Source organism: Frateuria hangzhouensis (assembly GCF_026410505.1).
In the GTDB taxonomy this organism is placed as follows: Bacteria; Pseudomonadota; Gammaproteobacteria; order Xanthomonadales; family Rhodanobacteraceae; genus Frateuria_A; species Frateuria_A hangzhouensis.
Genome location: NZ_JAPMIU010000016.1, coordinates 19,580 through 33,285, shown reverse-complemented (window position 1 = coordinate 33,285; position 13,706 = coordinate 19,580). Strand labels below are relative to the sequence as shown.

The window sequence follows — 13,706 nt, the reverse complement described above, 5'->3', positions numbered from 1 at the left end:
CTTCGGGGAGAGGGAGGCAAAAAAGAAAAGGGCGCATTGCTGCGCCCTTCGTCTGGTCCGGGTCGAGCAGGCTCAGAAGCCCAACCCGTAAGGGTCGTTGCCGGCCAGCTCGGTGTTCTCCTCGCCGGCGCCTTCGGAAAGGCGGATTTTCAGGGCCAGCCCGTCGCGGGAATCGGCCTTGGACAACGCCTCCTCCAGCTCGATGCGTCCGCTCTTGTAGAGCTTGTACAGCGATTGGTCGAAGGTCTGCATGCCTTCCTGCAGGCTGCGGTCCATCGCTTCCTTGACTTCGTGGATCTGGCCGCGGCGGATCATGTCGCGGATCAGCGGGGTGTTCAGCAGCACTTCCACCGCGGGGATGCGGCGGCCGTCCTTGCCGATCACCAGGCGCTGGCTGATCACCGCGCGCAGGTTGAGGGCCAGGTTCATCAGCACGTTCTTGTGCGCCGATTCGGGGAAGAAGTTGAGGATGCGCTCCAGCGTCTGGTCGGCGTTGTTCGAATGCAGCGTCGCCAGGCACAGGTGGCCGGTTTCGGAGAAGGCGATCGCCGCCTCCATCGTGTCGGTGTCGCGGATCTCGCCGATCATGATCACGTCCGGCGCCTCGCGCATCGCGTTTTTCAGCGCCTCGTGATAGCTGTGCGTGTCCAGCCCGACCTCGCGCTGGTTGATGATCGACTTCTTGTGCCGGTGCAGGTACTCGATCGGATCCTCGATGGTCAGGATATGGCCGGGCGAGTTGGAGTTGCGGTGGTCGAGCATCGCCGCCAGCGTGGTCGACTTGCCCGAGCCGGTGGCACCGACCACCAGGATCAGCCCGCGCTGCTCCATGATCAGGTCGCGGAAGATCGGCGGCAGCTGCAACTGGTCGACCGAGGGGATCTCGCTCTTGATCGCGCGGATCACCATGCCCACTTCGCCGCGCTGCTTGAACACGTTGATGCGGAAACGGCCGGCTTCCTTCACCGCCAGCGCCATGTTGAGCTCGAGGTCGCGCTCGAACTGCGGCACCTGGCCCTCGTCCATCAGCGAGTAGGCGATCTTCTTGACCATGCCGCCGGGCAGGCCGGTATTGCCGAGCGGGTAGAGCTTGCCCTCGACCTTGATGTTCACCGGGGCGCCGGTGGTCAGGAACATGTCCGACGCGCCCTTGTCTACCATCAGCTTGAGGAAGTAACCGATATCCACGAAGGGGCCCCTGGGCTGCTTGCGTTGCAAACGTTGATTATGCCTGCCCACAATACGCGGCGACACTGCGCGAGGACTGAGTGATGGTGCACATCTTTTCCCGATCGCCGGGCCGCTTCAAGCGTATCGGCAAGGCGGCGGGCGGTTTGACCCTGGGCTTGGCGCTGCTGGCGCTGGCCGGCTGCGCCACCGTCCCGCCCCCGGACGCGGCGATGAACCAGGCGCAGGCCTTGCTGCAGTCCGCCCGGGATGCCGGTGCGGCGGACTACGATCCGGTCGACCTCGGCTTCGCCCAGGGCAAGTTCCAGCAGGCGCAGGCGGCCATGGCCGCGCGCAAGTACGCCGACGCGGCCAACCTGGCCGAAGAGGCGCGTGCCGACGCCGAACTGGCGCGTACCCGCGCCCGGCTGGGCAGCGCCCGGGCGCAGATCCAGGCCAAGGTCGAGGAAAACACCCGCCTGCGCCAGCAGACCGAAGCGCACGCCCGGCCGCCCTTGGCTCCGATGCCGGCCCCGGCGCCGGCTGCCAGCGCCCCGGCCCTGCTGCAGGACATGCCGGCCCCGTCCGCTTCGGTGCTGTCCGCGCCGCTGCCGCAGGAGGGCGGTTTCCAGCCGGTGCCTGCGCCGGCAGATCATCAGGACCAGGGAGGCCAGCGATGAAGCGCCTTGTCATCACCGCATTGATCGCCCTGTTCGCGCTGGCCGGCCCGGTCCAGGCGCGCCAGGACGACATGGACGTCAATCGCCTCAATTCCAGCCTCGATCAACTGGGCAACGATGCGACGCTGGGCACCTATGCCCAGGCCGAGCAGGCGTTGGCGCGCGCCGCCATCGCACGGCTGGAGGAGGCCAGTCGCGGCGAGCGGCCGCACGCGCTGTACCTGGCCGAACGCCGGGTCGACCTGGCCAAGGCCGCGGCGCAGCTGCAGGACGCCCGGGAGAAGCTCGACCAGCTCGACCGGGAACACGCCCAGATCCTGCTGGAAGCCAGCCGCCGCGAAGCCGAGGCCGCCCGCATGGAGTTGGAGCGCCAGCGCATGCAATACCAGATGGCGCAGGAAGAGGCCGCCCGCCTGCAGCAGCAGGGCATGGCCGCTTCGCAGGCCGCCGAGCAGGCGCGTGGCGAGGCCGAGCGGGCCAGGAAACTGGCTGCGGCGCAGAGCCGCGTGGCCCGCGCCGCCCGCCGCGAGGCGGAGGCGGCCGCGCAGGCCGCGCGCGCCATGCGCTCGCAGATGCAAAGCGACCAGTCGTCCTCGCCTGAGGCGGAAAAGCCCGCCGCGCCTGCGAAGAAGGCGACGACGGACAAAGGCACCAAGGGCCACTGACCGGCCGCCGGGCCCGCTTGATTCCGGTAGCAGTACCCTTGGGCACGACCGTTATTGAGGTGGCGCCCAAGGGCGCCGTCGCGAGGATCCGGGCGCGGCTCAGGCGGGCTCGACCATTCGAAAAGCCGGCCAGTCGCGGGTTTCCGCGGTGGCTTGCGTGCCTCCCGGGGCGGGAGTAGGGTCAAGGCTGCCACGGGGCATCCGCTCCACGGCTCACTGACCTGAAACATGCGCCCATTTCCCCCGCACTGTTGGTCCCTGTTTCGCGACTCGCGTACGGGGCGTGGGCGCGCGCGCTTCATCCGCCTGCGGGCGCGCCGATCACGCGCCTGCCCATCTCGCGAGGAGGTCGGATCATGTTCGAAAACCAGCAGCGTGACGATGTCGAAGCATTCATGAAGGCCGACGCCGAATTCCGTCGGCTCTTCCATCAGCACCGCGAACTCAAGAGCAAGGTGCACGACGCCGAGATCGGCGTGCTTCCCATCGATGATTTCACCTTGGCCGGCATGAAGAAGGAAAAACTGCACGCCAAGGAACGCCTGCAACGCATGTGGGATGCGCGAGCCCCACGGATCCACTGAAATCCACTGTTTCCAACGCGGCCCCGGCCCTTCCCAAGGAAGCGCCGGGGCCGCGTGTTTTCTGTCCCACCCGCCAGGCGTTTTCCTACAGGACATGGGCGAGCCCTGCGGGGCCTCGGTTATCATCGTGCGTCTTGTCCCGCGCCTTCGGGCGCCGTAACGACGGAGTCGCCATGACGGTTCACCAAAGCGTGCTGGAGCTGATCGGGAATACCCCGATGGTGAAGGCCCAGCATCTCGACACGGGGTCGTGCGAGCTGTTCCTCAAGCTCGAGAGCGCCAATCCGGGCGGTTCGATCAAGGATCGCATCGGCCTGTCGATGATCGAAGGGGCCGAGCGCGCCGGCAGGATCCAGCCCGGCGCCACGCTGGTCGAGGGCACCGCTGGCAACACCGGCCTGGGCCTGGCGCTGGTGGCGCAGGCCAAGGGCTACCGGCTGATCCTGGTGGTCCCGGACAAGATGAGCCGCGAGAAGATCTTCAACCTCAAGGCGATGGGCGCCGAGGTGATGCTGACCCGCTCGGACGTGGCAAAGGGCCATCCTGAGTATTATCAGGACATGGCCGAACGGATCGCCCGCGAAACGCCGGGCGCCTACTTCATCAACCAGTTCGGCAACCCGGACAACCCGCGCGCGCACATCGAGACGACCGGACCGGAGATCCTCGAGCAGATGGACGGGCGCGTCGACGCGGTGGTGGTCGGCTGCGGCTCCTCCGGCACCATGACGGGCCTGTCGCAGTTCTTCGCCGAGCACTCGCCGGGCACCGAGATCGTGCTGGCCGATCCGGTCGGTTCGATCCTGTCGCAGTACATCAACGAAGGCACGCTGTCGGACAAATCGGCCAGCTGGATGGTCGAGGGCATCGGCGAGGATTTCCTGCCGACCATCAGCGATTTCTCGCGGGTGAAGAAGGCCTATCCCATTTCCGACCGCGAAAGCTTCCTGACCGGCCGCGAGCTGCTGGCCCGGGAAGGTGTGCTGGGCGGCTCGTCCACCGGCACGCTGGTGGCCGCCGCGCTGAAGTACTGCCGCGAGCAGGACGCGCCCAAGCGCGTGGTCACGCTGGTCTGCGACACCGGCAACAAGTATCTGTCGAAGATGTACAACGACTACTGGATGCTGGACAACGGCTTCATCCAGCGCGACCAGCACGGCGACCTGCGCGATCTGCTGCTGCGGCCGTTCGCCCAGCGCGACACCGTGGTGGTGGGCCCCAACGAACTGTTGATGACCGCCTACACGCGCATGAAGCTGTACGACGTCTCGCAGCTGCCGGTGATGGATGGCGACCAGTTGGTCGGCATCCTCGACGAGTCGGACGTGTTGATGCACGTGCACGCCAATGAGGCGCGCTTCCGCGATACGGTGGCCACCGCGATGATCGCCTCGCTGCACAAGCTGGACGTGCATTCGCCGATCGAAGCCCTGCTGCCGGTGTTCGAGCGCGGGCACGTGGCGATCGTGGTCGACGGCGACCGCTTCCTGGGCCTGATCACCCGCATCGACCTGTTGAATTACCTGCGACGCAAGGTGCACTAAGCCGGGATTTGGGATTCGGTATTAGGGATTCGGAAAGGCAAAGGTCTCGCATTCTCATCTCCTGCGGTCGTGCCCCGGGCGCTACCGCAGGAGGGCAGACGGCGGGCTGGACATTTCCATGGCAGGCGAGCGTGCATAATCGCGGCCCATAACCGACCGAAGGAATCCGCTCCATGTGTGGAATCGTTGCCGCCACCGCCCAGCGCGACGTCGCCCCGCTGCTGATCGCCGGCCTGAAGGCGCTCGAATACCGCGGTTATGACTCGGCCGGTCTGGCCGTGCTGGATGGGGAAGCCATCCGCCGCGTGCGCGCCAAGGGCAAGGTGCGCGAGATGGAGGCCCTGTACGTGGCCGACCCGCTGCAGGGCGGCACCGGCATCGCGCATACCCGCTGGGCCACCCATGGGGTTCCCAACGAGGCCAACGCCCACCCGCACATGGTCGGTCGCGTGGCGCTGGTGCACAACGGCATCATCGAGAACTACGCCAGCCTGCGCGAGCAGCTGCAGGCCCGCGGCCACGTGTTCACCTCCGAGACCGACACCGAGGTGATGGCCGCGCTGATCGAGGAGCGCATCGCCGGCGGCATCGGTCTGCGCGACGCGGTGCTGGCCACCGTGCGCGCACTGGAAGGCGCCTACGCCATCGCCGTGATCAGCCGCGACGAGCCCGGCCACGTGGTCGGCGCCCGCCGCGGCGCGCCGTTGCTGGTGGGCGTGGGCATCGGCGAGAACTTCCTCGGTTCCGACGCGCAGGCGCTGATCCAGGTGACCAACCGCATGGTCTACCTGGACGAGGACGACGTGGTGGAGATCACTCGCGACAGCGTGCAGGTCTATGGCCTGGACGGCACGCCGGTGGAACGCACGGTGCACCAGAGCGAGCTCTCCACCGATGCGGTCGAGCGCGGCGAATACCGCCACTACATGCAGAAGGAAATCCACGAGCAGCCGCGGGCGGTCAACGACACGCTGGAAGCGCGCATCGGCCCGCACGGCGTGCTGCCGAACATCTTCGGCGTCGGCGGCGACGAGTTGCTGGGCAAGGTCGAGGGCATCCACATCATCGCCTGCGGCACCAGCTACCACGCCGGCCTGGTCGCCAAGTACTGGATCGAGGAATACGCGCGACTGCCGGTCCACGTCGAGGTAGCCAGCGAGTACCGCTACCGCGACACGGTGGTGCCCGGCGGCACGCTGTTCGTGGCCATTTCCCAGTCCGGCGAAACCGCCGACACGCTGGCGGCGATGCGCGAATCGCGCCACCGCGGCTATCTGGGCACGCTGGCGATCTGCAACGTGCCCGAATCCTCGGTGGTGCGCGAGGCGGACCTCAAGCTGATGACCCGGGCCGGTCCCGAGATCGGCGTGGCCTCGACCAAAGCCTTCACCACCCAGCTGGCGGCGCTGGCGCTGCTGTGCCTGAAGCTGGCCGAGCAGCGCGGGCTGGACAACGCGCGCTACGCCGAGCTGTGCACGCAACTGGCGCACCTGCCCCGCGCGATCGAGAACGCGCTGAAGCTCGAGCCGCAGATCCTCGAGCTGGCGACCCAGTTCGTACCGCTGGAGCACGCCCTGTTCCTGGGCCGCGGGGCGCAGTACCCAGTGGCGCTGGAAGGCTCGCTCAAGCTCAAGGAAATCTCCTACATCCACGCCGAGGCCTACCCGGCCGGCGAGCTCAAGCACGGTCCACTGGCGCTGGTCGACGAAGCCATGCCGGTGGTCGCGGTGGCCCCCAACGGCCCGCTGCTGGACAAGCTCAAGTCCAACCTGCAGGAGGTGCGCGCCCGCGGCGGCCGCCTGATCGTCTTCGCCGACGACAGCGCCCCGATGGACGCCGGTAACGCCAACGGCACCACGCTGCGCATCGAAAGTGGCGGCAATTTCATCGCGCCGGCCGTGTTCACCGTGCCGCTGCAACTGCTCGCCTACCACGTCGCCGTGCTGCGCGGCACGGACGTCGACCAGCCACGCAACCTGGCCAAGTCGGTCACGGTGGAATGAACGGAACGGGCACGGGCTACATGGTGTGACCTAATAGAAAGTCCAAGGCGGTAATAAAGCGTCCAAATCCTTGCCCCCCTCGGGCTAATAGAAAATCCAAGCGCTCCGAGACCCCGCGGAGTGGGTCATGTCCGTCGGCGGTCGCGGTACGGGTGAGGGGCTTACCGCGGGTCTGGCTGACCGCACGCGAGCCCGCGATTCCGGGTTGCGAAACCCGGACTCTGGTCGTTGGCGTGGGTTTTCGGTGTCGTCCCCTGCGACATCTGCGTGATAGAAAAGTAAAGTTGCACGCAGGACTCAGGGGCACGCATGACCAACGAAGAATTCAAGAAGACGCTGTGGGACACCGCCAATAAGCTGCGCGGTTCGGTCTCCGCGGCGGAGTACAAGTACCCGGTGCTGGGACTGGTGTTCCTCAAGTACGTGTCGGACATGTTCGCCGCCCAGGCGCAGGTGATCCGCCACCGCATTGCCGATCCGGCCTCCGAGTACTACATCGACGACCCGGCCATCCGCGAGGAAAGCGCCGAGACCTTCACCGGCGACAAGACGTTCTATGACCAGGACAACGTGTTCTGGGTGCCCAAGTCCGCCCGCTTCGACACGCTGCTGGATCAGGCTACGGCCCCCGATCTGGCGCAAAGGCTGGACCGGGCCATGGGTGAGATCGAGGCGGAAAACCCCACGCTCAAGGGGGTGCTCTACCGCGAGTTTTCCCGTTTGGCGCTGGAACCGGGCAAGCTCGGCGAGCTGATGGGGCTGGTCGCACGGCTCAACTTCGACCCCGCGAAACACGGCAGCCGTGACGTGTTCGGCGAGGTGTACGAGTACTTCCTCGGCCAGTTCGCCATGAACGAGGGCGCCAAGGCCGGCGAGTTCTACACGCCTAAGAGCGTGGTCAACCTGCTCGTGGAGATCCTGGCGCCGTTCAAGGGGCGCATCTACGACCCGGCCTGCGGCTCCGGCGGCATGTTCGTGCAGTCGGCCCGCTTTAAGGACGCGCACCAGAAAACCTTGGGCAAGAAGGGCGACCTGGCTATCTACGGCCAGGAACTGATGGCCGCTACCCGGCGCCTGTGCCTGATGAACCTGGCCGTGCACGGGCTGGACGGCAACATCGGCCAGAGCTACGGCTCCAGCTTCACCAACGACCAGCACAAGACGCTGCGCGCTGATTACATCCTGGCCAACCCGCCGTTCAACATCTCCGACTGGGACGGCGACAAGCTCACCGATGACCCGCGGTGGGTCTATGGCATCCCCCCGAAGGGCAACGCCAACTTCGCCTGGCTGCAACACATGCTGGCGCGCCTCTCCAAGCGCGGTCGCGCGGGCACCGTTCTGGCCAACGGCTCGATGAGCTCGCAGCAATCGGGCGAGGGCGAGATCCGCCGCGCCATGGTCCAGGCCGACGTGGTCGAGTGCATGGTCGCCATGCCTGGCCAGCTTTTCTCCAACACCCAGATCCCCGCCTGCCTGTGGTTCCTGTCCAAGGAAAAACAGATCGGCGGCAATGGTCGCATCGACCGCAGCGGGCAAGTGCTCTTCATCGATGCGCGCAAGGCCGCTAGCGGCCGCATCTCGCGCACGCAGGTGGAGTTCACCGACGAGGACCTCGCGCGCATCGCGCAGGCCTACCACCGCTGGCGCGGCACCGACTTCAGCGATGGAGCGAACTACGCCGACGAGCCGGGCTTCTGCTACTCCGCCACCCTGGATGAAGTGGAGAAACATGGCTTCGTGCTGACGCCCGGCCGCTATGTCGGCACCGTGGCGGAAGACGATGACGATGAGGCTTTTGCCGAGAAGATGGAGCGGCTGACTGGACTGCTAGCCGAGCAGATGGCGAAGGGGGCGGAGTTGGATGTAACGATCAGGGAGAAGCTGGGAGCGTTGGGCTATGGGGTCTGACTTTCGGCGCGTTGCGATTCGAGAGTTGGTCGCGACCGGAGCGGCAAGGCTGCAAACCGGACCCTTTGGATCACAGCTGCACAAGCATGATTACGTGACTTCGGGGATCCCGGTGATACCAACCGAAGGCATTGGTCGAGGGCGGATCCGAGCTGACGTGGATTTTCCCAACGTTTGCCTCGAAAAAGCCGCCGAGCTTGAGCGACACAAGCTGAAGAAGGGGGACATCCTTTTCGCAAGGCGTGGCATCCAAGCAACAGGCTTGTCTGCTTATGTAGATAGCGATCACGTCGGCTCGTTATGTGGCACCGGCGCGATTCTGTTGCGGGTTGATGGAAAGCAGGTCCATCCAAGGTTCTTAGCGGCCTACTTGGCAACTGAAGAGGCATTCCATTGGCTACGCACTCACGCAGTCGGTGCGGTGATGCCGAACCTCAACACGGAAATCATCTCTGAACTCTCGGTACCTCTCCCATCTTTCCGAATTCAAATCGAGATCGGCAAATTTGTTGCTTCCCTTGACGATCGCATCGATCTCCTCCGACAAACCAACGCCACACTCGAAGCCATCGCCCAAGCCCTGTTCAAGTCCTGGTTCGTGGACTTCGATCCCGTGCGCGCCAAGGCCGAAGGCCGCGAGCCGGAAGTCGCTGCACAGGGAAGTGCGAGTGACGCGGGAGGCAGGATGCCTGGAGCGCCCATGGACGCCGCCACCGCCGCCCTGTTCCCTAGCGAGTTCGAGGAGTCCGAGCTGGGGTTGATTCCGAAGGGCTGGTGTATCGCGAGGCTCTCAGATCTGGTTGAACTCGCCTATGGAAGGGCATTGAAAGCTAGCGACCGCGTAGCCGGTGAAGTGCCGGTATATGGCAGCGGAGGAATAACCGGTTGGCACGACGTCGCCCTCGTAAAGTGCCCCACCATCATCGTTGGACGGAAAGGGTCGGTTGGCACGATTTATTGGGAGGATCGGCCATGTCATCCGATTGATACGGTGTTTTTCGTTCGGCCGAAAGAGGCTCCGCTGACCTTGTGCCTGCAAGTGTTGCGGTCTCTCGGTCTCGACAAAATGAATACGGACGCAGCTGTTCCCGGGCTCAACAGGGAGAATGCATATCGACTTGAGGTTGTCGTTGCACCCGCCGCAGTGCGTGATGCCTGGGACAAGGTCGTAGCGCCCATTTACGCCGCGATAAGCAATAACAACCGCTGCTACGAAGTTTTGGCCAAACTCCGCGACACCCTTCTCCCCCGCCTGATCTCCGGCAAGCTTCGCCTTCCCGAAGCCGAGGGCGAAGTCGAGGCCGTCGCATGAGTCACGCTTGCCCGATCTGCGGCGTTCCGCTCAAATCCGCCCCACGCTATCCGCGCCATGTCTGCGAGGATTGCGTCCGCAAGGCGGTTGCGGCTGACGGGCGGCCGCTACGCTTTTCCAATGTCGATCTCTCCGGTGGCTTCCAGGCGCACTACGCGGATACGGGCGAGGTCTACGCTTGTCACGCGTGCTGGATCGACGACATCCGCTGCCACGCCGACGAGGCGCGCTTTGGCGGCATCCCCATCGAGGTGGTCGCCTGATGGGAATCATCGAGCCACAGTGGAAACGAGCCGTTGACGCGGCCGTTGAAGCAGGCCGACCAATCACCGCAGCTGAGGTATGCGCGAAGCTTGGCAACGTCAACCCGAAGTCCATCCTCAGGGCACTCAAGAGTGCCTGCGTCAACGACAAGGGGAGAACGCACTACCAGGGCGGCGCAGAGCCGCGGAGGACGGATGCCGGTCATCCGCACGACCGTCTCTTCAGGCAGCCTGACCGTCGCTACGTCCCCTACGACCCCAAGGTGCATGGCGTATGGGAGGTCTACTCCGACCCGGCATCCACCAGCAGCCACAAGACGTCGGTGAGAGAGCTGGGGAAGCTGCACCCCACGATGACTGTGACCCTGACCAATGGTGCCGTGAAGCCTGGCAACACGTTCTTTCCGATCAAGGCGTTCGACGAGGACTTCTTTCCACCGTCAATGATTCGCGCCAAGGACCCGGACGCCCCAGCGGTTCCGGCGCGCTTTACCACCGACGCGGGTACCGAGTTCCACTCCGACGTCTACCGCAGCAGCCCCAACTCCGGCTATCTCCACAACCGCGCGGCGGCCAGCGGGTACTACCTCGCGACAGGAGCCAGGGGCGGCGATCGGCTGCGCATCGAGCGCATGGCCGATGACCACTACCACATCACCTTGCTGCCGGCGGCTGTCGCCACTGCAGCCAGCCCGGAGCAGCACGTGTCCGAACCTAAAATGCCCATGCCCATCAACAAGATCCTTTTCGGCCCGCCTGGCACCGGGAAGACCTATCACACGGTCAACGAGGCGCTGTACATCTTGGACCCCGCGTTTCTCGCTGCGCACGAAACCGATCGCGCGGCCTTGAAGCAACGCTTCGATGCCTTGGTGCAGGCAGGCTTCATCCGCTTTGTCACCTTCCACCAGAGCTTCAGCTACGAGGATTTCGTCGAGGGCATCCGTGCCAACCGCGATGAGCCTTCAGGGGCCCTTAGCTACGACGTGGAGGACGGCGTTTTCAAGCAGATCTGCGAGGCGGCACGCAGTCGCAACATCGCCACATCCGGTCCAGGGATCGGCATCAACGGGCGCAGTATCTGGAAGGTGTCGCTTGGCGACTCCGGTACCGAGGGCCACATCTTTGACGAATGCATGGCCAAGGGCATGGCGTTACTTGGATTCGGTTCAAGCGTAGACCTGACCGGCGTGAGTTCCCGTGCCGAGATCGTCGAGCGGTTACAAGCGGTGGACCCGCAGATCAAATCCAGCGATTACACAGTGACTGCGCTCGACCTGTTTATTCGGCGCGTCAAGGTCGGCGACCTGATCGTGGTCAGCCAGGGCAATCTTAAGTTTCGGGCCATCGGCGAGGTCACGGGTGGTTATGTGCATGTCGATCGCGGTGACGCCGACAGCTATGCGCAGGGCCGACCGGTGCGCTGGCTGAGGCAATACGAGCCCGCTCGCCCCTACACAGACCTGATGGAAAACCGCTTCAGCCAGATGACGATCTATGAGCCGCGCCCGGGGACGATCAACCTCGATCGACTGGCCTCGCTGTTGGCACCCGAACAGGCGCATGAGCCCGAGCCGCGAGTGCTGATCATCGACGAGATCAATCGCGGCAACATCTCGCGGATTTTCGGCGAGCTCATCACCTTGATCGAGCCGTCCAAGCGCGCAGGTTGCCCTGAGGCGCTGGAAGTGACCTTGCCCTACTCGAAGGATCGCTTCAGCGTGCCGCGCAACGTTCACCTGATCGGCACGATGAACACCGCGGATCGCTCGCTCGCGGGGCTGGATGTGGCGTTGCGGCGGCGCTTCGAATTCGTCGAAATGCGGCCTGATCCAAGCGCGCTTGCGGGCGTGGTGGTGAATGGCATCCCGGTGGATGCTCTGCTGGCGACCATGAACCGGCGCATCGAGATGCTGCTGGGCCGCGACTATATGCTGGGGCACGCGTACTTCATGAACCTGAAGGACGACCCCTCATTGGAGCGGCTGGCCGAGATCTTCCGTCGGCAGGTGCTGCCCTTGCTACAGGAGTACTTCTTCGAGGATTGGCAGAAAATCGCCTGGGTGCTCAACGACCATCGCAAGTCAGAACGGGCCTTGTGTTTCCTGCAACAGGCCGCCGTGGGCATAGCCGAGCTGCTGGGCGACAAGGTCGAATTGCCCGGCGAAGGGCACCTGTGGGCGCTCAATAACGACGCGTTCGCCAACCCGAAGGCTTACCTCGAGATCATCAAGGCAGACCAGGTTCCCGCGTGACGCTCGTCACCGTCCGCGAGCATGCGAGGCTGACTACCGGTCCGGTACCGGCTGGCAGCCTGGATTGGGCGAGTATCTCGCCCACCGCGTTCGATTGGCTGTGCCGGGAGGCACAGCGGCATCGCGCAGGCGGTGCGGCCCTCGTGCTGGTGGAGGACCGGCACTGGTTGCGGCTGGACAACTACGTCGGGGTGCTCGAATCACCGTGCGGTACGCGCATCGAGATCCTGCCCAAGCATGTGCGCGGCGCGGGTGACGTGGCGAGTGCACGCCAGGTCCTGGTGCGAATGCTTCGCGAAGGGTTGCGGCTACCAGTGCGTGACACCGGTCCGACCGCGCTGCAGACGTTCGATGCCCCGGTCAGCGAGTGGATCATCCAGCAATTCCTCGCTGAGCTGGACCTGCTCGTTCGTCGTGGTCTGCGATTCGACTATCACCTGGTCGAGGAAGAAGTGCGCTTCCTGCGGGGCCGGCTACAGGTGGCACGTCAGCTGCGCCAGCCCGCAGGGCGTCAGCATCTTTTCCAGGTGGAACACCAGATCTTTGATGCCAACCGCACCGAGAACCGGCTGATCGCCTCCGCGCTGGACCGGGTCGCCGGCCTGACCTGCGAACCGGCCAACTGGCGTTTGGCTCACGAGCTGGCGCACACCTTGGCCGAGGTCCCGCGCAGCCACGAAGTCGCGGGGGACTTCCGTCGCTGGAGCCAGGACCGGTTGATGAGCCACTACGGAGCCATCCGCCCGTGGTGCGAGCTGATCCTCGGCAACCGGAACCCGCTAACGGCGCTCGGCCACTGGACCGGGCGCAGCCTGCTGTTTCCGATGGAGAAGGTGTTCGAGTGCTTCGTCGAGGCGAGCCTGCGCCGCCTCTTGCCGGCGGGCGCGACGCTCAGGTCGCAGGTCGCCAGCCGGCATCTGGCCAGCCAGGGGGCACGGCGGATGTTTCAGTTGCGACCGGACTTCCTGATCGAGCACGAGGGCGCGACGTGGGTGGTGGACGCCAAGTGGAAGCTGTTGGACGAGGCTGACAAATCGAACCATTACGGCCTAAACCAACGGGACTTCTATCAACTGTTCGCCTACGGCAAGCGCTATCTGTTCGGAGGAGGCCAACTGGTGCTGGTCTATCCGCAGTGCGAAACGTTCAATGGCCCGCTGGATAGTTTCGACCTGGAGGATGGGTTGCGGCTGGACGCAGTTCCAGTGGAGCTGCTCACCGGCAACCTGCCGGCCGGCGTGCTCCCGAGTGGAGCGGCCACATGAGGTTGAGCAGGTAACGTAGCCATGCGCGCTGGTCGTGACATGGTGCACCAAGCGCTG

General features: G+C 64.9%; 11 protein-coding genes. 10 read left to right on the top strand and 1 reads right to left on the bottom strand.

From position 1 onward, the window contains the following. Positions 1-72: 72 nt before the first annotated feature. Positions 73-1,188 carry a PilT/PilU family type 4a pilus ATPase gene (locus OSC30_RS14625; protein WP_267172602.1) on the bottom strand — a complete coding sequence of 372 codons (1,116 nt, stop codon included), beginning with the start codon at positions 1,186-1,188 and terminating at the stop codon, positions 73-75. A gap of 83 nt (positions 1,189-1,271) precedes the next feature. Here OSC30_RS14625 and OSC30_RS14620 point away from each other — a divergent pair, with 83 nt between their 5' ends. The 10 genes from OSC30_RS14620 to OSC30_RS14575 all read left to right on the top strand — a co-directional run bounded on the left by OSC30_RS14620 (position 1,272) and on the right by OSC30_RS14575 (position 13,649). Then, positions 1,272-1,847, top strand: coding sequence for a DUF4398 domain-containing protein (locus OSC30_RS14620; protein WP_267172601.1), 576 nt, complete (start codon positions 1,272-1,274; stop codon positions 1,845-1,847). Then, positions 1,844-2,512, top strand: coding sequence for a hypothetical protein (locus OSC30_RS14615; RefSeq protein ID WP_267172600.1), 669 nt, complete (start codon positions 1,844-1,846; stop codon positions 2,510-2,512). Before OSC30_RS14620 ends, OSC30_RS14615 begins: the two co-directional genes overlap by 4 nt. Positions 2,513-2,868: 356 nt before the next feature. Beyond that, on the top strand, positions 2,869-3,096 hold the full coding sequence (locus OSC30_RS14610) for an HP1242/YdcH family protein (protein ID WP_267172599.1): 228 nt from the start codon (positions 2,869-2,871) through the stop codon (positions 3,094-3,096). Between the two features lie 173 nt (positions 3,097-3,269). Beyond that, positions 3,270-4,640 (top strand): pyridoxal-phosphate dependent enzyme, encoded by a 1,371-nt coding sequence (locus tag OSC30_RS14605; RefSeq protein ID WP_267172598.1) that lies wholly within the window; start codon positions 3,270-3,272, stop codon positions 4,638-4,640. A gap of 173 nt (positions 4,641-4,813) precedes the next feature. Beyond that, entirely contained in the window at positions 4,814-6,643 is a 1,830-nt protein-coding gene (gene glmS / locus OSC30_RS14600) for a glutamine--fructose-6-phosphate transaminase (isomerizing) (RefSeq protein ID WP_267172597.1), read from the top strand. Positions 6,644-6,952: 309 nt separating this feature from the next. Then, positions 6,953-8,554, top strand: coding sequence for a type I restriction-modification system subunit M (locus OSC30_RS14595; protein ID WP_267172596.1), 1,602 nt, complete (start codon positions 6,953-6,955; stop codon positions 8,552-8,554). Positions 8,555-8,711: 157 nt separating this feature from the next. Beyond that, positions 8,712-9,866 carry a restriction endonuclease subunit S gene (locus tag OSC30_RS14590; RefSeq protein ID WP_267172595.1) on the top strand — a complete coding sequence of 385 codons (1,155 nt, stop codon included), beginning with the start codon at positions 8,712-8,714 and terminating at the stop codon, positions 9,864-9,866. Further along, positions 9,863-10,129 carry a hypothetical protein gene (locus OSC30_RS14585; protein ID WP_267172594.1) on the top strand — a complete coding sequence of 89 codons (267 nt, stop codon included), beginning with the start codon at positions 9,863-9,865 and terminating at the stop codon, positions 10,127-10,129. Before OSC30_RS14590 ends, OSC30_RS14585 begins: the two co-directional genes overlap by 4 nt. Further along, positions 10,129-12,384, top strand: a complete 2,256-nt coding sequence (locus OSC30_RS14580) for an AAA family ATPase (RefSeq protein WP_267172593.1) — start codon at positions 10,129-10,131, stop codon at positions 12,382-12,384. The genes OSC30_RS14585 and OSC30_RS14580 overlap by 1 nt, the downstream gene beginning before the upstream one ends. Continuing rightward, the gene (locus OSC30_RS14575; RefSeq protein ID WP_267172592.1) at positions 12,381-13,649 is read left to right on the top strand and encodes an McrC family protein; all 1,269 of its coding nucleotides are present in this window, start codon (positions 12,381-12,383) and stop codon (positions 13,647-13,649) included. Before OSC30_RS14580 ends, OSC30_RS14575 begins: the two co-directional genes overlap by 4 nt. The last annotated feature ends 57 nt before the right edge of the window (positions 13,650-13,706 follow it).